The 18,773-nt window shown below is 66.5% G+C and carries 15 protein-coding genes and 1 tRNA gene; 8 read left to right on the forward strand and 8 right to left on the reverse strand.

All coding sequences use genetic code 11. The features are described 5' to 3' along the window. Nucleotides 1-19: 19 nt before the first annotated feature. From ACZK1G_RS05995 to ACZK1G_RS06015, 5 genes are read right to left on the reverse strand one after another with little or no spacing between them, the layout of a single operon-like run. Nucleotides 20-739 carry a hypothetical protein gene (locus ACZK1G_RS05995; protein ID WP_197622075.1) on the reverse strand — a complete coding sequence of 240 codons (720 nt, stop codon included), beginning with the start codon at nt 737-739 and terminating at the stop codon, nt 20-22. Further along, nucleotides 736-1,692, reverse strand: coding sequence for a hypothetical protein (locus ACZK1G_RS06000; protein WP_101765124.1), 957 nt, complete (start codon nt 1,690-1,692; stop codon nt 736-738). Before ACZK1G_RS06000 ends, ACZK1G_RS05995 begins: the two co-directional genes overlap by 4 nt. A 45-nt stretch (nt 1,693-1,737) precedes the next feature. After that, nucleotides 1,738-4,533 carry a TonB-dependent receptor plug domain-containing protein gene (locus ACZK1G_RS06005; protein ID WP_101765125.1) on the reverse strand — a complete coding sequence of 932 codons (2,796 nt, stop codon included), beginning with the start codon at nt 4,531-4,533 and terminating at the stop codon, nt 1,738-1,740. Between the two features lie 14 nt (nt 4,534-4,547). After that, nucleotides 4,548-5,516 carry a FecR family protein gene (locus tag ACZK1G_RS06010; protein ID WP_101765126.1) on the reverse strand — a complete coding sequence of 323 codons (969 nt, stop codon included), beginning with the start codon at nt 5,514-5,516 and terminating at the stop codon, nt 4,548-4,550. Continuing rightward, entirely contained in the window at nt 5,513-6,013 is a 501-nt protein-coding gene (locus ACZK1G_RS06015) for an RNA polymerase sigma factor (protein ID WP_101765127.1), read from the reverse strand. The genes ACZK1G_RS06010 and ACZK1G_RS06015 overlap by 4 nt, the downstream gene beginning before the upstream one ends. 265 nt (nt 6,014-6,278) lie before the next feature. Here ACZK1G_RS06015 and ACZK1G_RS06020 point away from each other — a divergent pair, with 265 nt between their 5' ends. The 4 genes from ACZK1G_RS06020 (at nt 6,279) to ACZK1G_RS06035 (ending at nt 11,009) form a co-directional block, all read left to right on the forward strand. Then, nucleotides 6,279-9,152 (forward strand): autotransporter domain-containing protein, encoded by a 2,874-nt coding sequence (locus tag ACZK1G_RS06020; protein WP_101765129.1) that lies wholly within the window; start codon nt 6,279-6,281, stop codon nt 9,150-9,152. Nucleotides 9,153-9,249: 97 nt separating this feature from the next. Further along, entirely contained in the window at nt 9,250-10,254 is a 1,005-nt protein-coding gene (locus ACZK1G_RS06025) for a 2-hydroxyacid dehydrogenase (RefSeq protein WP_101765130.1), read from the forward strand. Between the two features lie 50 nt (nt 10,255-10,304). Beyond that, nucleotides 10,305-10,380, forward strand: a tRNA-Thr gene (locus tag ACZK1G_RS06030). Nucleotides 10,381-10,574: 194 nt separating this feature from the next. Then, complete coding sequence (locus tag ACZK1G_RS06035) at nt 10,575-11,009, forward strand: putative periplasmic lipoprotein (RefSeq protein WP_032127569.1); 435 nt, start codon at nt 10,575-10,577, stop codon at nt 11,007-11,009. 118 nt (nt 11,010-11,127) lie between these two features. Here the strand turns inward: ACZK1G_RS06035 and ACZK1G_RS06040 are convergent, their stop codons facing one another. Together ACZK1G_RS06040 and ACZK1G_RS06045 are read right to left on the reverse strand one after the other, a co-directional pair. Next, complete coding sequence (locus ACZK1G_RS06040) at nt 11,128-11,463, reverse strand: hypothetical protein (protein WP_101765131.1); 336 nt, start codon at nt 11,461-11,463, stop codon at nt 11,128-11,130. 13 nt (nt 11,464-11,476) lie between these two features. Next, the gene (locus ACZK1G_RS06045; RefSeq protein ID WP_101765132.1) at nt 11,477-12,112 is read right to left on the reverse strand and encodes a GyrI-like domain-containing protein; all 636 of its coding nucleotides are present in this window, start codon (nt 12,110-12,112) and stop codon (nt 11,477-11,479) included. A gap of 352 nt (nt 12,113-12,464) precedes the next feature. Here ACZK1G_RS06045 and cyoA point away from each other — a divergent pair, with 352 nt between their 5' ends. From cyoA to cyoD, 4 genes are read left to right on the forward strand one after another with little or no spacing between them, the layout of a single operon-like run. Beyond that, a complete protein-coding gene (gene cyoA / locus ACZK1G_RS06050) occupies nt 12,465-13,505 on the forward strand; it encodes a ubiquinol oxidase subunit II (RefSeq protein ID WP_049446433.1) in 1,041 nt (346 codons plus the stop codon). Nucleotides 13,506-13,507: 2 nt separating this feature from the next. After that, nucleotides 13,508-15,505: a cytochrome o ubiquinol oxidase subunit I gene (gene cyoB / locus ACZK1G_RS06055; protein ID WP_014036395.1), complete on the forward strand. Its 1,998-nt coding sequence runs from the start codon at nt 13,508-13,510 to the stop codon at nt 15,503-15,505. Beyond that, complete coding sequence (gene cyoC / locus ACZK1G_RS06060) at nt 15,502-16,140, forward strand: cytochrome o ubiquinol oxidase subunit III (protein ID WP_049446432.1); 639 nt, start codon at nt 15,502-15,504, stop codon at nt 16,138-16,140. Before cyoB ends, cyoC begins: the two co-directional genes overlap by 4 nt. Beyond that, on the forward strand, nt 16,140-16,481 hold the full coding sequence (gene cyoD / locus ACZK1G_RS06065) for a cytochrome o ubiquinol oxidase subunit IV (RefSeq protein ID WP_014036396.1): 342 nt from the start codon (nt 16,140-16,142) through the stop codon (nt 16,479-16,481). The genes cyoC and cyoD overlap by 1 nt, the downstream gene beginning before the upstream one ends. A 126-nt stretch (nt 16,482-16,607) precedes the next feature. Here the strand turns inward: cyoD and ACZK1G_RS06070 are convergent, their stop codons facing one another. Next, nucleotides 16,608-18,665 (reverse strand): putative bifunctional diguanylate cyclase/phosphodiesterase, encoded by a 2,058-nt coding sequence (locus ACZK1G_RS06070; protein WP_101765134.1) that lies wholly within the window; start codon nt 18,663-18,665, stop codon nt 16,608-16,610. Nucleotides 18,666-18,773: the final 108 nt, after the last annotated feature.

Here is an 18,773-nt window from a genome sequence, read left to right on the forward strand (position 1 = left end):
CGTCCCCTTTTTGCGTCGACTATCGGTGGCTTGTGCTGCGCAGGGCACCCTGTGCGTCGAAGGAGAGGCGTGCGGACTGGCGATCACCGGCGACCTCGTCCGGCAGCCAGACCAGAGTGCCCCCCTTGCGCACGATCACATAGACGTGACCGACTTCACCCGGTGTGCCCATCAAGGCGTTGCGCTGTGCCTGCAGCGCCTGGGCGACGCGTGGCACCGCCTCGAAATCGATGTTGGCCAGCGCCGTGCTGCTGCGGCGCAGGGTGATGGTCGGGGCGAAGCGTTGCGGATCGACCGGGTCGCCCCTGCGCCACTGCCCGCGCTCGAAGTGGTAGCTGTCCACGCGCGAGGGGTGCTGCGGATCGACCAGGTCCAGGTTGATGCGGCCGTCATCGTAGAAGTGGATGCTGTGGAACACCGTCAATCGATGCCCGGCCAGTGCCGGCAGTTCTTCGAGTGCCTGGCGAGCCGCCAGCAGATGGTCGGCATCGAACAGGCGATTGCTGCGCGCGGGAATCGGCGCAGGCTGGGGTCCGGCAGCCACAGTGACGCCGGGCGCAAGCGATGCGGGCTGTTCGCGCGGAGGCTGCGACGAAACGAATGGCGGCAACCGATCGGCCTGCACCGAATGGCCCAGCGTTTCGCCCAGCGTCTGCAGCGCATCCCCTGCCACGGCAACGCCGGCCAGCACCAGCAGCACCACGGAGAACACCAGCCGGGTCGAGGGCGGCTGCTTCATATACCCTCCAGGCGCACGTTGCCGCGATCTTCCGGGTCGTACAGCAGCGTGACCTGCTCGCGGGGAAGGTTGGCCAGCTCGATCAGCGGGATGAAGCGGCGCACGCTCACCTGCTGTACGCCGCCTTCGCGGTCGGTGTACTCCAGCTGGAACTCCACCTGCGGCTGTTCGTTGAGGTAGGTGCCGGTCTGGCGCAGCTTCAGCACCTTCGCCTCCACGCCGATGCCGCGATACTTCAGGGCGTCACCGCGGGCATCGGCCTGCAGCAGGCGACCCAGCAGGCGCAGGCCCAGCGCATAGCCGCACAACACCAGCGGACACACCAGCAGGGGATGGTCGAACGACAGGAAGGTCCAGCCCAGGCCTTCGCTCTGCAGGCGATAGGCGAACACGTAGGCACTGGCAACTGCGACGATGCCGATGGCCGCGCCGATGCCGCGACGCCAGAGGCTGCCGACATCCAGTTCGGGCTCGGCGCCCTCCAGCACCACGTTGGGGAACTCACCCGGCGCACGGCTCACGCGTGCTTCGATGCGCTTGCCGGCGATGAAGCGTTGCAGTTGCGGCTTGCTGTCGACCACCAGCATCTGTTCGCTGATCGGTGTGCCGGACAGGTTCTGGAAGCGCAACTGCAGCTTCCACTGCGCGAAGCCACGCACATGCGCGCCGGTCTGCCCGGCCTGTTCGATCAGGGCATCACGCAGCTCACCGTCGGCCAGGATCGAGCGCGCCCGATGCAGGGCGCGCGGTGGGCCCAGCAGCAGGTAGTGCAGGAAGGCGAGCAGCAACGCCAGCCACAGGGCCAGCGACAGGGCGAGCAACAGCAGTGCCAGCCAGGGTGCGCTGCGGTCGGCCAGCTGCACCGGCCACGACGTGCCGAAGTAGAGAATGCACGGGAAGGGCAACGCGAAGAACAGCAGGAACGCGCCCCAGAACCAGAGATAGGCCTTCATGGGGTGGTGGGGGACCGATGGAACAGGGCGCGTAGGGTACTACGCTCAGCGGATCTGCAGGGTCAGCAGGAAGTAGCGGCCGAGTGGGTCGTCCAGCCCCGGCATCTGCCCGCCATTGCCGACCAGATAGTTCACCGGTTGCGTGTCGAGCACGTTGTGCACGTCCAGCGCAGCGACCACGCGCGGCCCCAGGCGTCGCGCGAGATGCAGGTTCCAGCGCAGCTGGCGGGGGTTCATGCAATGGTTCTGCCCGCGCTGCTCCTCCGGGCATTCCGCACCGGGCAGCCAGGCGCGCGTGCGCCCAACCTGGTTGCCGCGCAGGGCGATGTCCCAGTTGCTGTTCTGCCACTGTACGTTGAGCACGGCAGCCATCGTCGGCGTGACATGCCCGCGCAGGTCCACCGTTGCATCATGGCCACGTTCGCGGCGCAGTTCCTGCTGTTTCAGCGCATCGAGCGAGAACAGCCACTGACCGGTGCTGCCGGTGTCGATGTGGTACTCCCCGCGCAGTACCCAGTTGCGCGAGGTGGTGCGGCCGATGTTGTCGAAGGACAGGCGCAGGCTGCTCAGGTGGCCGTCCTCGTCCAGCTCCCAGGTGCCGCGGTTCCACACTGCGTCGGTCGGTTGCAGGGCCAGGATCTCGTTGCGCAGTTCGACGATGTTGTGCGTGAGTGACAGCGAGAACGTGTCGGTCGGCGTCCAGGTCGCGGCCAGGGAATGACTGAGCGACCGCTCGGCCTTCAACGCATCGTTCTCCACCACGTCCACGGTGACGCTGCAGCGTCCGTTGCCGGTGCTCTGCGCACAGTCGGGCAGTGCGCTGGAGGCGGGCAGTTCGATCGCGCCGAAGTAGCCCGGTGGTCGCCGCTGTTCGAACAGGCTGGGCGCACGGTAGCCGCGCCCGCTGGCAAGCAGGAATGACCACTGCGGCGTGGGGCTCCAGCGCAGGCCCACACGGGGCGAGAAGGCCTGGTAGTCGCCATCGCGGTCCCAGCGTGCTGCCAGGTCCATGCGCAGCGTGTGCGCCAGGGGCAGGCCGAGTTCGGCGTAGGCGCCGCCACTGCGGCGCGCCAGGTGGCGCTGCTCCTGCGGCAGGCCCAGCGCCAGGTCACCCTGGCTCAGCAGTGCGTCGGGATGCGAGGTCCAGCGTTCCTGGCGCAGGTCGATGCCGGTGGCCAGCTGTGCGTGGCCGCCGGCCAGCGGCATCAACTCGCGCTGCATGCCCCACCAGCCCTGCCATTGTTCAGTGCGGCCACGATTGCGGATCGACGGGAACAACTGCTCGGCCGCGCCTGCCGGCAGCGATGTGAAGCCGGGCAGGAAGTCCAGCGTCTCCGCCGCGCGCAGCAGCGGCTCGGCGCGTACGGTGCCCGACGTGGACAGGGTGACATCGCTGCGCTGTGCGCTGATGCCGGCATCCCAGCTGCGCCGGCCCTGGTCGCGGCCGATGCCGAAGGTGACGTCGGCGTCGGTGGCGCGTACATGCGGGCGCACGTTGCCGGCTTCGCGCAGCACGCTGTTGAAGGTGAACCCATACAGGCCGATGGCAACGGCGGTCGGGCCGAGGTCGAAGCGCTGCCGGTTGTGGCTGGCCCGCGCCTCGGCGTAGGCATAGCGACCTTCGCCGCGTTCATGCCGGTAGCGCAGGTAGGCCGAGGCGGTGTCCGAGGCCGGTTGCAGCGAACGCGGGCGTGCGCTGTCGAACCAGCAGGCACCATCGCGCCGTTTCAAGGGCCCTTCGCAGCGTTTTGCCGGCCAGTAGCGTCCATCGCGGAACGCGCCGATAAGGTACTGCGAGGTTTCCGCATGCCATTGGCGGCGATCACCGGCCACGTGGTCGATGCGGTGCAGGTCGATGCCGGCGAACCAGCGGTCCCCTCCCTCGCGCACGCCACCGGTGGCCGCCTGCACGCGATACTGTCCTGCGTCGCCGCGCCCGCTCAGGCCGGTCTGCAGCATGGCTTCGGGTCCGTCGGCCTGGTCGCGCAGGATGATGTTGACCACGCCGGACATCGCGTCGGCACCATAGATGGCCGATGCGCCGCCACGCACCAGTTCGATGCGTTCGACGAAGCTGAGCGGGATGCCCCCAAGATCGGTGAGCCCACCCTGTTCCAGCGACACCATGGGATAGCGTGGCAGGCGTCGGCCATTGACCAGGAACAAGGTCGCACGCGGGCCCATGCCGTCCAGGCTGGTGGTGGTGGCCGCACCCACCGGCAGGTACTGCGAATCGCCACTGCGCGAGGTACTCATCGCCGGGTGGCCGTTCATGCCCGGCAAGTGCCGCAGCAGGTCGAACAGGCTGCCGTAGCCGCTGCGCAGGATGTCATCGCGGTCGATGATGGTGACCGGCAGTGTGGTCTGCACGGAGGTGCGTGGCAGCCGGCTGCCGGTAACATGGATCGGCGCCAGTTCCACCTGCGGTGGAGCGTCTGCGGTCTTGTGTGGCGCAGGTGCTGCAGGCGTGGCGCGTGCCGCGCCCGACGGCGGCGATGGTGGCGCGGGGTGGGTGCGGCGGACGACGAATCCGCCAGCAGGCGTACGCAGGATGCTCACCGGCATGCCGGCAACCAGTTCCTTCAGGGCCGCGGCCGCATCGCGGTGGCCATGGGTGCCGGCCGTGCGCAGGCCATCCAGCTCACGCGCATCGAACAGCAGGGCAATGCCGCTCTGTCGCGCCCATTGCTGCAGGGCCGGTGCCAGCGGGCCCGAACCAACATCGACCTCCAGGGTGCCCGCCTGCTCGGCGGCACCCGCAGACGGCAGCGCGGGGATGCTCAGCGCGAGGCAGAACAGGGTGCGGAGCAGCCCCCCCTGCAGCGCGCCCGGTACTGCCATCACCGCAGGCCTCCTCAGTACGTGCGGCGCAGTTCCAGCGCGCCATCCGGTCGCGTCTGGCCAGCCACCGACCAACCCAGTTCCAGTGCCGACAGCAGTTCCTGCGCGTCGCCGGCACGGAAGGTGCCACTCACCGCCAGGTTGGCGATCTCCGGATCGGCGATCACCAGCGGCGTGCGGCCGTAGCGGTTCATGCGTTCGACCACGATCGACAGCGGCGTGGCATCGAACACCAGCTGTCCCTGCAGCCAGCCTTCAGCGGCGGTATTGGACGACAGCGCCGGGCCGGGCTGGATGCGGCCCGACGGCAGCACCTGCAGTTGCTGGCCGGGTGCCAGGGTGTGCTGGGTCCCGCCATTGCTGACCTCGACCGCGCCCTCCAGCAGCGCGACTTCGACCAGGCCGTCGTGCAGGCGTTCCACCTGGAAGGTGGTGCCGATGTCGCGGATGGTGCTGTCGCCGGCGCGCAGCTGCAGCGCCTTGCCCGACGGCGCAACCTGCAGCTGCACGCGCCCGCGCTCCAGTACCAGGTTGCGGTGGCGCCAACCGAAACGGGCGTGCAGGGTGGTGCCGGCATCCAGCGTCGCTACGCTGCCATCGGCCAGCGTCTGTTGCCGGGGCTGGTGGGAATCGTTGGCATAACGCAGCGGCGCAGGGTTGCCGTCGACCGCCACCATCCAGCCGATCCCGACGGCCAGGCAGACGCCTGCGGCAGCGGCCAGCGCCGGCAGCCAGCGGCGCCGCACCGGCCGCGCCACGCGTGCCGCGGCAGTGCGAAGCCACGGGTCGGCGGCCAGTTCCTCGCCCTGCTGGAACAGCGTCTCGGCCTGGATCCAGGCCGAGACATGCGCCGGGTCTTCGGCCAGCCAGTCCTCGAACGTCTCGCGCTCGGCCGGCGTACAGTCCGCAGCTTCCAGTCGCGCCACCCAGGTGCTGGCACGTTCGAACAGCTGGGTGTCTTCCCTGGGCCTGGCGTGACTCATCCGTTGTCCCTGTCGTTGTGCAGCGGATCCGATCCGAGTTCCTGGCGCAGGCCCTGCAGGGCGCGGGCGATATGTTTTTCCACGGTCTTGGCAGTAATTCCACAGTGCCGCGCGATCTGCGTATAGCTCATGCCGGTGATCCGGTTGAGCAGGTACACCTCGCGCGCGCGCTCGGGCAGCTTGAACAGGGCCTGCCGCAGCAGGGACAGCATCTGCCCGGACTCGGCCTGGCGCAATGGATCGGGCGACGTGCTGGAAGGCTCGTTGCCGCCATCATGCTCGGCCAGGGACAGATGCGGCCGCGACTGCGACGATCGGCCGCGGTCTGCCAGGCGGTTGCGGGCGATACGATACAGCAGCAGCCGCAGCTCGTCGGCACTGTGCGCGCGATAGCGGATCAGCCGCTCCATGCAGTCCTGCGCGATGTCCTCTGCATCTTCCGGCCCAACGCCGCGCGTGCGCAGGAACGCACACAACGGCGCGCGTTCCTCCCGCACGAACGCAATGAACGCGTCCGCCGGCGCGGACAGGTCCGGCGCGCGATGGATCAGAGGAGAGGGGGCGGACAGGGCTGGCCTCGGACGTCGGTGGCGGGTACGTCTCCGAGTTTTACGCGACGATGACCGGATGGGGAAGAGTGTGCGTGACCCATGATTCCATTGTGAATGCGTTCATGTTTCGGGCGCCGCTGCACTGGGGGAGAGCGCACCGTCCGGACGTTGAACTTTCGACCCGTGCGTTGCGGGTGGAGAGAGAGAACACATGAAGCATTCGAAGTTGAGCCTGGCCCTGGCAGGGCTGCTGGGCATCACCGCCATGGCGGCGGTTGATGACGTCATGGCAATGAATTATCACGTGCAGGACGATCGCGTCTTCCTCAGCGGCGGCGTAACCGTTGCCGATGTGGTGGCGCTGCCCGCACTGCTGGCCAAGGCGCAGGCCGAAGGCCGTCCGATCCGCGAAGTCGTGCTGCGCACGTCCAACGGTGGCGCGCTGATCGCCGGTGAGTGGCTGCAGGCGATGATCCGCACCCAGGGCCTGGATACCATCGTGTCCGGCCACTGCATTTCGTCCTGCTCGATCATGCAGTCCGGCGGCGTCAACCGTTATCTCGGCGGCGACCTGCCGGTGGTCGATTCGGTGCAGATCCATGCTGCCAGCAGTGGTGGCAGGATCACCTACGCACCGTCGCCGCGCATGACCCAGATCTACACCGGCAACTATGGCGGCGGCATGGATGCCGGCCTGTTGCACAAGGCCATGTACGAAGTGGTGGCGCCCAACGGCCTGCTGGTGTTCCGCGACCCGGCGCGTACGACGGGTACGTCGGTCACGTTCGATCCGGATGGCAGCGGCAGCAAGCTGGAGTCATTCCCGGGCCAGGACATCCGCAGCAACAACATCATCAATACGGCAGGCTACCGCGATCCGGGCGACACCCTGGCCGTCACCAGCAACGTCAGTGGCGACATCAATCCGGGCTACCTGCGCACCGCGCGCCAGCTGCAGGCCTTCGTCGACGACGATTTCGCGCGCTGGAACACCGACTGGGCCAGCACCTACATCAACTACGCGGTAAGCCTGTACAACTTCTCCACGCGCGGGGCGAACGGCATCGGCGCGCAGTCGTTGCAGCAGCTGCTTGCCGACCCCGACCTCCAGGACGAACTGCGCGGCCAGCTGCGGCTGGCCGATCTGGATGTCTCGACCCTGGCCAACTCCGCTGGCGTGATCCGCGTCAGCAATGGCGCCACCTGGCGCACCGCCGAAACCACCGGCGCCGATTTCATGCTGGTCGACAACGGCACCATCGCATTGGAGGGCGGTGCGCTGCGCACCCCTGAGCTGCGGGTGATGCCGGGCAGCGTCGTGGTCGGTCATGGTGATATCGCATCGGTGGGCATCGACACCGATGCACTGCTGGATGGCAGCGGCCCCTCCTGGCGCGAGGACGGCTTCAACCGCCTGCGCGTGTTCGGCACGCTGATGCCGCGCGGCGGTGATCTGGTGACCCACGGCTACGTCAACATCATGCCCGGCGGCCAGCTGCTGTTCGACGTTACCGAGGCCGGTGGCACCGGCAGTGGCCGCCTGCGCGTCGGCACTTTCTACGATGACGGCGCCGAAGAGGGCGCGCTGGTGATCGCGCAGGGTGCACACCTGGCGTTGAACGTGGCCCAGGGCTTCTATGCCAGTGCCTACCGCCGCGACCTGGTGGAAGGGCCGATCTACCAGGGCGGCTTCCAGGATGTCGTGCGGCTGGGGGATACCGGCTACAGCGCCAGCATCACCGGCGGTGAAGTGTTCCGCCCGCGCCACAATTCGCTGCTCAGCTTCAACGTCAACCAGACGGCCGACGGCCTGTGGCTGACCGCCAACCCGGGCTTCGACCAGCTGGGGCTGTTTGCCAACGGCACCTCCGGCGACGGGCTGGGGCGCGCGCTTGCAGCCGCTTCGGACCGCCAGGACAGCGGCCTGAAGTCGCTGCTCGGCGCACTGCAGTTCACCGACCGTGATGTGATCGCACAGCAAGCCGGCGCCCTGCGCGGGGATGCCCATGCCAGCCTGCGCCTGGCCGACAACGCACTGCTGGGCAGCATCGGCAACGTGGTGCAGCAGCACCAGGCGGCAATGCGCAGTGGCGGCGATGCCGATGGCCTGGCCTCACAAGCGGCGCAGTCGGTCTCGGCGCAGCCGGGCATGCGCCATGGCAGCCTGTTCAACCAGCTGGCCATGCATCTGGTCGAACCGGCCGGCGAAGTGACTGGCGGTGGCGGTGCGATGGGACGCAGCCATGGCCTGTGGGCGCGCGGTTTCGCCAGCCATGGCCGCATCGACGCCGACGGTGGCGTGGCCGGCATGAGCCACAACATCGGTGGCATCGTGGTCGGTGCCGACACCCGCCTGGCCGATGACCGCGTCACCCTGGGTGTCAGCGTGGCCGCGGCCGACATGTCGACCAAGGCCAGCGACGGCTCCGGCTTCAGTGGTGACGTGCGCGCGCTGGACGTGGGCGGGTACCTGGATGCGACCTATTCGCGTGGCTACCTGTCGGCGGCCGTGCGCTATACCGATCTGCGCCATGACACCCGCCGCAACCTCTCCGCCATCGAGGGCCTGCAGCAGCCGCTGCGTGCCCGGTACAGCAACGATGCGATCTCGGCGCGGGTCGAACATGCGTTCTCCTTCACCACCGGCAAGGGGCTGGTGATCCAGCCGCTGTTGCCGGTGGTGGATTACGCGCGGACCTCGGCCACCCGTTTCAACGAAGGGCAGGGCGCCGGTGCGCTGGTGGGGCGTGGCGGCAGCCTGGAGAGCATCCGCGTGGGTGCCGGCCTGCAGTTGTTCAAGACCTTCGAGGGCAACAACGGCGAGCGCATCACGCCGCGTGCCCGCGTGGTCTGGCAGAAGGAGCTGGGCGATTCGCAGGCGCGCTACAGCACGGGTTTCGCTGCGGCCCCGGACCTGGTGTTTGGTGCCAGCAGCCAGGCCGTGGGCGAGCAGGTGCTGGCCTGGAACGTGGGCGTGACCAGTCGCGCCAGCGAGCGCCTGTCGATCATGGCCGACTACGTGGGTGAGCGCCGCGACGGTCAGATCCAGAATGGCGTGATGCTGGGCCTGGGCTATCGGTTCTAAGTGGTACTCGGCCCCGGCGATATCCGTATCGCCGGGGCCATCCCATCAGGGCAGGTGCTGCGGTATGGTCGGCAGGGAACTCCAGCCAGGCCCGTCCATGCAGATCGCCGTTTTCAGTGCCCGCCCCTACGATCGTCGCTTCCTGGACGAGGCCAACCAGCGCGATGCGGCCGGGCAGGGCTTCGCGTTCGTGTACTTCGATGCCGCGCTGGACGTGCATACCGCCGCGCTTGCGCAGGATTGCGCTGCCGTCTGCGTGTTCGTCAACGACCGTCTCGATGCGCCGGTACTGCACGCGCTGCATGCGTTGGGCGTACGCGCCGTACTGCTGCGCTGCGCCGGCTTCAACAATGTGGACCTGGCAGCCGCGAAAGCGCTGGACCTGTTCGTCGCGCGGGTGCCGGCCTACTCCCCCGAAGCCGTGGCCGAGCATGCGCTGGCGCTGGTGATGACGCTCAACCGGCAGACCCATCGGGCCTACAACCGGGTGCGCGAAGGCAACTTCATGCTCGATGGCCTGCTCGGACGCACCTTGTATGGGCGCACGGTCGGCATCGTCGGCACCGGCAAGATCGGGCTGGCCACCGCGCGCATCTTCAACGGCATGGGCTGCACCGTGCTGGGGCATGACCCGTATCCGTCGCCAGCCTTCGCCGGCGTGGGCGACAGGGTGGGCCTGGATGAACTGCTGGCGCGCGCCGACATCGTCTCGCTGCATTGCCCGCTGACGCCCGATACCCAGCACCTGATCAACGACGCCTCGCTGGCGCGGATGAAGACCGGCGCGATGCTGGTCAACACCTCGCGCGGCGCACTGGTGGATACCCATGCGGTGATCCGCGCGCTGAAGTCGCGGCGGCTCGGCCATCTGGCCATCGATGTCTACGAGCAGGAAAGCGCACTGTTCTTCCAGGACCTCTCGGGCGAGATCATCGACGACGAGGCCTTCCAGCGCCTGATGACCTTCCCCAATGTGCTGGTGACCGGCCACCAGGGCTTCTTCACCGTGGAGGCGCTGCAGGAGATCTCGTCGATCACGCTGGGGAACCTGCAGGACTTCGCCGAGGGGCGGGTGTGTGCGAACCGGGTGGAGGCGGGCTGAGCCGGGTGGATTGACCGCCGGGGCGCCCAGCCCGTAAAATCGCGGGCTCCGCCGGAATAGCTCAGTTGGTAGAGCGGCGCATTCGTAATGCGTAGGTCGCAGGTTCGACTCCTGTTTCCGGCACCAGTTGTAATGAAAAGCCCCGGCCTTGGTCGGGGCTTTTTGTTTGGATTGTGCTGCCGGGCGCGGGCCCAAGGCCGGCGGAAACGTCTGATGGAACTGCGGGCATGTACCTGCTCGGTCGAGGTCATTACCATTGCCGATGTGGATTGCTTGCGGCGCTGGACGGGGCAAGTCAGTTTCAATCAACAGGGGATGTCATGAAGAAGATCGTGGTGAGCCTGATGGCGTGCGTCGTTCTCGCCGGCTGTGCGACCCGTCAGATCAGCTCCGAACAGGCGCAGCCGGTGCCTGCCGAGCGGATTTTCGCCTTCAATGGGATGGGGGACAGTGCTTCCGGGCAGGTAATCGTCACGCGCGACGTCGGCGCGGTTGGTGGGGCGTGCCCACTTGCACTGTATATCGACGGCACCCTGGCAGCCCATCTGCAGCGGGGAGAGTCTGTCTCGCTGTCTGTGCCTGCCGGCAATCGCATTGTCAGCGCAAGTTTCGCGGGCAAAGGGCTCTGTTCGTGGGGGGATGAATCGGCGCACAGGCGCGAAATTTCCCACGTGGTCACGGCGGGTGGCAGAACCAAGATCCGTCTCGCATTGACCCATGATGGTGTGATTCAAATCGGTCCGACCGCGTTCTAGACGCACTCCACGCAAGACGAGCAGTTACATCAACAGGAAGCCCTGGCCGTTGCCGGGGCTTTCTGTTTGTGCCCGAAGGGAAAGGTCGGTCGGCAACGTCACCGATGCAAACACAGCTTCATTCACGTCCAACGATCACTGCACCCCGAGCCAGCCACCCCCCGAGCTGCCGGAGATACCCACCTGCTGCTCCCGCCGATGCGCCGATCAGCAGGCGTGCAAGCACTCTGGTCCCGCGCGCGGCCCGCTCCCGCATCCAAGGCAGTACCGCCACCATCTGCGCACCCAGCAACAGCACCAGCACGTCCAGCCCGAGCGCGTCCACCACCGGCAGCAACGGCGACAGCGCCGGATTGCAGGCCAGCACGATCACCAGCGCAGCACCCAGCACGACCATCAGGCGGCGCCCGGCGGGCAGGGTGGTCCAGTGCAGCAGTCGGCTGATCAGGCGCATGGCGTTCCTTGTGTCACGTGCAGGAGTCCTCATCAGGCTCAATCGGGCGCACCGGCTGCCGCAGCACGGTTTTCAGCCGCGCGGCGTCGGTCCTGCGCGGGTCGCTCAGGTAGATCTCATGATGGGGGCCGGCAAAGGTGTATCCCAGTGCGGGCATCAATTCGTCATGCAGATGCGCCAGGGTGGGGCCTTCGTCGTCGTAGGCGCCCACGTGCAAGGTCTGCAGGCTGGGCCCCTCGGCAAGGATTTCATGGCGAAGGCTGGGCGGAGCCTCTCCCAGCTTGGTGCGCGCCTTGCTGATCGCGGCCTGCCACTGTGCAGGGGCGATGCCCTCGGGTGTGCGGATCATTACGGTCCAGGCCCACTCATCCTTCCGCCGCGCGACGAAGCTGGCCGGATCCTCGGCGCTCCACAGTGCTTCCAGCGGTGGCACCACGTAGTCCTGGCCCATGGCCTTCAGTGCGAACTTCAGTGCATAGCTCACCGAGTACAGCCACTGCACGGCCTGCAGGTAGGCGGGGGCCGTGTTCGGATCACCGTGGCCGTCGACCATCACGTAGGGCAGGGGCGGTACATCGACCCGTACGAACCTGCCGGCGGGCGGTTGATAGAGCGCCCGGTCGCGCTTCCTGAAGTCGATCTTGTCCACGGGTCTTCCTCCTGCGCCGAGCATCCCATGCTGGGCACCCGCCCGCACGCCTGAACATGTTCAGATGACTTTGCCGAACGAGGGCGGACCGCCGGCCAGCAGCTGATGCTAGGATGCCGCCCCCGGGCGTCCTGCCCGCCGCGCCTGCGCGGTGCGACAACGTGTCGCAGCCAGAATCGGGCCTTTCCTGCGCTCGATCATTGTCAATGCCTTTCTTAAATGGTGGGTGACGGCCTAAAATTGAAAGGCTGACTCGACCCCACCTCCCTGCCTGTCTTCCGGACCGGTGGGACCGGCTTTGGCCGGAACAGGCAGGACGGGGAACGGCATTCCCTCGCAATTGGATCGACCGATGATTCCGTTGAAAACCCTTGGGCGCTGGTTGCGCCCGGGCCTGCTGCTGTCGTTGCTGGTGATGCTCACCGGTTGCGATGCGGTGGCCATCCTCAGTCCGAAGGGCCAGATCGGCCAGGATGAGAAGACCCTGCTGATCACGGCCACCGTGCTCATGCTGCTGGTCGTCATCCCGGTCATCATCATGACCCTGACCTTCGCGTGGAAGTATCGCGCCTCCAACACCAAGGCCCGCTACGAGCCGAAGTGGTCCCACTCGACGGCGATCGAGGTGGTGGTGTGGTCCATTCCCTGCATGATCGTGCTGGTTCTGGCGGTCCTGACCTGGCGCTCGTCGCACGCACTGGACCCGTATCGTCCGCTGGATTCGGACGTCAAGCCGGTCACCATCGAGGCGATCTCGCTGGACTGGAAGTGGCTGTTCATCTATCCGGAAGAGAAGGTGGCGGTCGTCAACGAAATCAAGTTCCCGGTCAACACGCCGCTGAACTTCAAGATCACGTCCGATTCGGTGATGAATGCCTTCTTCATCCCGCACCTGGGCAGCATGATCTACTCGATGGCTGCGATGGAGACCAAGCTCCACCTGATCGCCAACGAGACCGGTGAATTCCCGGGCATGTCCTCGCACTACAGCGGCGCGGGCTTCGCCAAGATGCACTTCACCGCCTACTCGGTCACCGATGCCGAATACCGCCAGTGGCTGGACCAGGTCCGCGCCGGCGAGCAGACCCTGGACAAGGCCTCGTTCAAGGCGCTGGGTGAAGCACGCAACGCCGAGTGGTACCCGGTCACCTACTTCGGCAAGACCGAAGAAGGCTTGTTCGACTGGGTCATCGCCAAGCACATGGGCGACAACAAGCATTACGGCATGAAGCACTCGCACGCTGGTGCCGCCGCTGCCGATGCCGCCAGCCATGAAGCGCACGAGGGCCATGCCCCCAGTGACGCGCATGATTCCAAGGAATCGGGTGAAAACCTGGATGCCAACGAACACGAACACGCAGGCCATGCCGGCCACGCGGGTTCGGGAGAATGAACATGTTGGGAAAACTCTCTCTTGAGTCGATCCCCCACGATCCGATCGTGCTGACCACCCTGGTCGGCGCGGTGCTGGGTGGCCTGGGCGTCATGGCCCTGATCACCAAGTTCAAGCTGTGGGGCTATCTGTGGAAGGAGTGGTTCACCTCGGTGGACCACAAGAAGATCGGCGTGATGTACCTCATCGTCGCCTTCGTCATGCTGCTGCGCGGTTTCTCCGACGCCATCATGATGCGTACCCAGCAGGCCATCGCCGTCGGTGGTTCCGAGGGTTACCTGCCGCCGCACCACTACGACCAGATCTTCACTGCCCACGGCGTGATCATGATCTTCTTCGTGGCGATGCCGCTGATCACCGGCCTGATGAACCTGGCCGTGCCGCTGCAGATCGGTGCGCGCGACGTCGCGTTCCCGTTCGTCAACTCGCTCAGCTTCTGGCTGTTCGTGTCCGGCGCGGTGCTGATCATGCTGTCGCTGTGGATCGGTGAGTTTGCTGCCACCGGCTGGCTGGCGTTCCCGCCACTGTCGGGCATCGAATACAGTCCAAGCGTCGGCATGGACTACTACATCTGGGGTCTACAGGTCGCAGGCCTGGGTACCACGCTGAGCGGTATCAACTTCTTCATCACCATCCTGAAGATGCGTACCCCCAGCATGAAGCTGATGCAGATGCCGGTGTTCACCTGGACCGCCCTGGTGACCAACGTGCTGATCGTCGCTGCCTTCCCGGTGCTGACCATCACCCTGGTGCTGCTGACCCTGGACCGTTACCTGGGTACGCACTTCTTCACCAATGACGGTGGCGGCAACGCCATGCTGTACATCAACCTGATCTGGATCTGGGGTCACCCGGAGGTGTACATCCTGGTCCTGCCGGCATTCGGTGTGTTCTCCGAAGTCATCGCGACCTTCTCGCGCAAGGCGCTGTTCGGCTACAAGGGCATGGTCTACGCCACCGCCTGCATCGGCGTGCTGTCGTTCATCGTGTGGCTGCACCACTTCTTCACCATGGGTTCGGGTGCCAACGTCAATGCCTTCTTCGGCATCACGACGATGATCATCTCGATCCCGACCGGCGTGAAGATCTTCAACTGGCTGTTCACCATGTTCCGCGGTCGCGTGCACTTCACCACCCCGGTGCTGTGGACCATCGGCTTCATGGTCACCTTCGTCATCGGCGGCATGACCGGCGTGATGCTGGCGATTCCGGCCATCGACTTCGTGCTGCACAACAGCCTGTTCCTGATCGCCCACTTCCACAACGTCATCATCGGCGGCGTGGTGTTCGGCATGTTCGCCGGCATCACCTACTGGTGGCCGAAGATGTTCGGCTTCCGCCTCAATGAGTTCTGGGGCAAGTGCGCGTTCTGGTGCTGGTTCATCGGCTTCTACGTGACCTTCATGCCGATGTACGTGCTGGGCTTCATGGGCATGACCCGTCGCCTGCAGAGCACGGTCAACCCGGCCTACGAGCCGCTGCTGCTGATCGCCGCCGCAGGTGCCTTCATCGTTGGCGCCGGCATCCTGTGCCAGATCATCCAGGTGGCCGTGTCGATCCGCGACCGCAAGAAGACCGTCGACCTGACCGGCGACCCGTGGGACGCCCGTACGCTGGAGTGGGAAACCTCTTCGCCGCCGGCCTTCTACAACTTCGGCACGCTGCCGGAAGTCACCGAGCTGGACGATTTCTGGGAGCGCAAGCAGCGCGGTGAAGCCTGGCCGAAGCCGGCCAAGTACACCGACATCCACATGCCGCGCAACACCGGCACGGGCGTTGTCATCGGTGCCTTCAGCCTGGTGTTCGGCTTCGCGATGATCTGGCACATCTGGTGGCTGGCCATCGTCGGCTTCGTCGGCATGATCGCCACGTTCATCTACCGCACCTTCGACCAGGACGTGGACTACTGGGTCCCGGCCGCCGAGGTGGAACGCATCGAGAACGAACACCGCAAGCACCTGGAAGCCCAGGGCCTGGTGAAGTCGGAGCTGAAGGCATGAGCACCAATACCTCGACCCTGAGCCACGGGCACGCCGCGCACGCGGCGGCCCATGGCCATGACGACCACGAGCACCACGACACCGGCGGCAATACCGTCTTCGGTTTCTGGGTGTACCTGATGAGCGACTGCCTCATCTTCGCCTCGCTGTTCGCCACCTACGTGGTGCTGTCCGGCGGTACCGATGGTGGTCCCACCGCGAAGGACCTGTTCGAGCTGCCGTTCGTGGCGTGGGAAACCGCGCTGCTGCTGACCTCGTCGCTGACCTTCGGCCTGGGCATGATCGCCATGCACCGCAAGCAGGTCGGCCAGATGTTCCTGTGGCTGGCGGTCACCTGGCTGCTGGGCTTCGGCTTCATGTGCATGGAAGTCTATGAATTCCAGCACCTGATCCATCAGGGCTACGGTCCGGACCGCAGTGCCTTCCTGTCGGCGTTCTTCGCCCTGGTCGGTACCCACGGCCTGCACGTCAGCGCTGGCCTGCTGTGGCTGCTGGTGATGTTCGTGCAGCTGAAGAAGTACGGCCTGACCCCGACCAACAAGACCCGCATGGCGTGCCTGAGCCTGTTCTGGCACTTCCTGGACCTGATCTGGATCGGCGTGTTCTCCGTCGTCTACCTCAATGGAGCGCTGTAATGGCACATGACAACCATGCACACGACCACGCCGCCGGCGGCGAGAGCCACGGCAGCGTCAAGTCCTATCTGATCGGCTTCGTGCTGGCGGTGGTGCTGACCGTCATCCCGTTCTGGATGGTGATGTCGGGCGACTTCTCGCGCACCGTCAACGGTGTGGTGATCGCGGTCACCGCGGTGCTGCAGATGCTGGTCCACCTGGTGTTCTTCCTGCACCTGGACCGCTCTTCGGAAAGCCGCTGGAACGTCAACGCTGCGGCCTTCACCGTTGTGGTGATCGGCATCATCGTGATCGGCACCCTGTGGGTCATGCACAACATGAACGTGCACATGATGCACTGACGTCCTCGCGACGTTGCCACGCAGAAAGGCCGCCCTCGGGCGGCCTTTTTGTTTTCCGTTCTCCGGTAGTGCCGGCCGCTGGCCGGCAATCAGTAGATCCACGCCATGCGTGGATGAACCGCCGCGTCACCCCACCCGGCGCAGGAACTCCTCTGCCTCCATCGGCCGTCCCAGGTGATAACCCTGCAACTGGTCGCAGCCCAGCTCGCTCAGGTATTCGCGCTGCGCCTGGGTCTCGACGCCCTCGGCCACCACCTGCAGCTGCAGGGTGCGGCCCAGCGCGATGATCGACGAGACGATGGCGGCGTCCTCGTCGTTGCGTTCCAGGTCGTGCACGAACGCACGGTCGATCTTCAGCTCGGTGGCGGGCATGCGCTTGAGGTACAGCAGGCTGGAATAGCCGGTGCCGAAATCATCGATGGCGATGTGCACCCCCATCGCGGTCAGGTCGTTGAGGATCGCCAGGCTGGCATCGACATCCTTCATCGCCGTGGTCTCGGTGATCTCCAGGGTCAGCCGCGCGGGTTCGATCCGGTGCCGCTGCAGCACCTCGCGCACACTGTCCAGCAGCGCCGGCGAGGCGAACTGCAACGGCGACAGGTTCACCGCCATCGACCATTCCGTATGCCCGGCCTGGTGCCATGCACGCAGCTGCGCGCAGGCGCGGTCCAGTACCCAGTCACCGATCGGCAGGATCAGGCCGCTGCGCTCGGCGATGGGAATGAACACATCCGGCGCCAGCAGGCCCAGCTCCGGGTGCTGCCAGCGCAGCAGCGCTTCGGCGCCGGTGGCCGGTGCGCCGGCGGCAGGGAACTTGGGCTGGTAGTGCAGCACCAGTTCGCCACGCGCGATCGCCTTGCGCAGGTCCTGCAGCAGGCGCAGCTGGCGGTTGGCGCTCAGCTGCATCGAGGGGGTGAAGAAGGTATAGCCGTTCCGTCCGGTTTCCTTGGTGTGGTACATCGCCGCATCGGCGTGCGCCATCAGTTCGCGCTCGTTGCTGGCGTCGTCCGGGTACAGGGCGATGCCCAGGCTGGCACTGACCTGCAGTTCGGCCGCATCCAGCGTGAACGGTTCGCCGGCGGCGGCGATGATGCGCTCGGCCACCACCACCGCATCGTCGGGAATATCGATGGCCAGCACGATCACGAACTCGTCGCCGCCGAGTCGGGCAAACGTATCCTGCGGCCGAAGCAGCCCGCCGATGCGCTGCGCCACCGCCACCAGCAGGCGGTCGCCGAGCTGGTGGCCATAGGCATCATTGACCGCCTTGAAACCATCCAGGTCGCAGAACATCACCGCCACCGCATGGTTGCGCCGCCGCGCCTTCTCGATGGCCTGCTCGATGCGGTCCTGCAGCAGCATGCGGTTGGGCAGCTGGGTCAACGGGTCGTGCAGTGCGGCCTGGATCAGCTTGTTGTTGGCGTGCGCCAGCGAGTCGGCCAGCAGCCCGGTGCGCACACGCATCTGCCGGTCGAACAGCGAGGCCACCAGGGCGATGCCCAGCGTGGCTACAGTGGTGACGATGACCAGCACCGCCAGCCAGCGCGTGTCGATGCCACCACTGCCGACGGCGCCACAGATGCTGCCTTCGGGGAAGCGCGCGGCGGCCATGCCGGTGTAATGCATGCCGACGATGGCCAGGCCCATCACCAGCGACGCGAGCGCGCGCAGGAGCAGGGTGTGGCGGTGCTCGGCGCGCAGGCGGAAGGCGATCCACAGGGCGGCGCCGGCGGCACCGATGGCCACCGCGATGGAGGCGGCAAACCAGCCCGGGTGGTAGTCGATGCCCGGCTGCATGCGCATCGCCGCCATGCCCAGGTAATGCATGGTGGCGATGCCCAGGCCCATCAGCACGGCACCGGCCAGCAGCCGGCGCCAGGGCAGGCTGGGCCGCGACACCAGCCACAGCGCATAGGCCGAGGCGCCGATCGAGACCGCCAGCGAGTACAGGGTGATGCCGAGGTCGTAGCCGACCGGGATCGGCAGGTCGAAGGCAAGCATGCCGATGAAGTGCATCGACCAGATGCCCAGGCCCATGGCCGCCGCCCCCCCGGCCAGCCACCAGCGGGCCACGCGGCCCTCGGCCGTGGCCAGGCGCCCGGCCATGTCCAGCGCCGTGTACGAAGCAAGAATGGCCACCAGCAGGGAGATGATGACCAGGCTCTGACTGTAACTGCCAGTCATGTTGAATCCAGTGGGGGAGGAAGGGGCGCCCGCAAGGCGCACGCCCGCGACCCCTATCGGCGCGGGTGGGCAGGACTTGAGCGGTCGCAGCACCTGCGACCCGGCTCG

The organism is Stenotrophomonas sp. 109824_Sma (assembly GCF_056480025.1).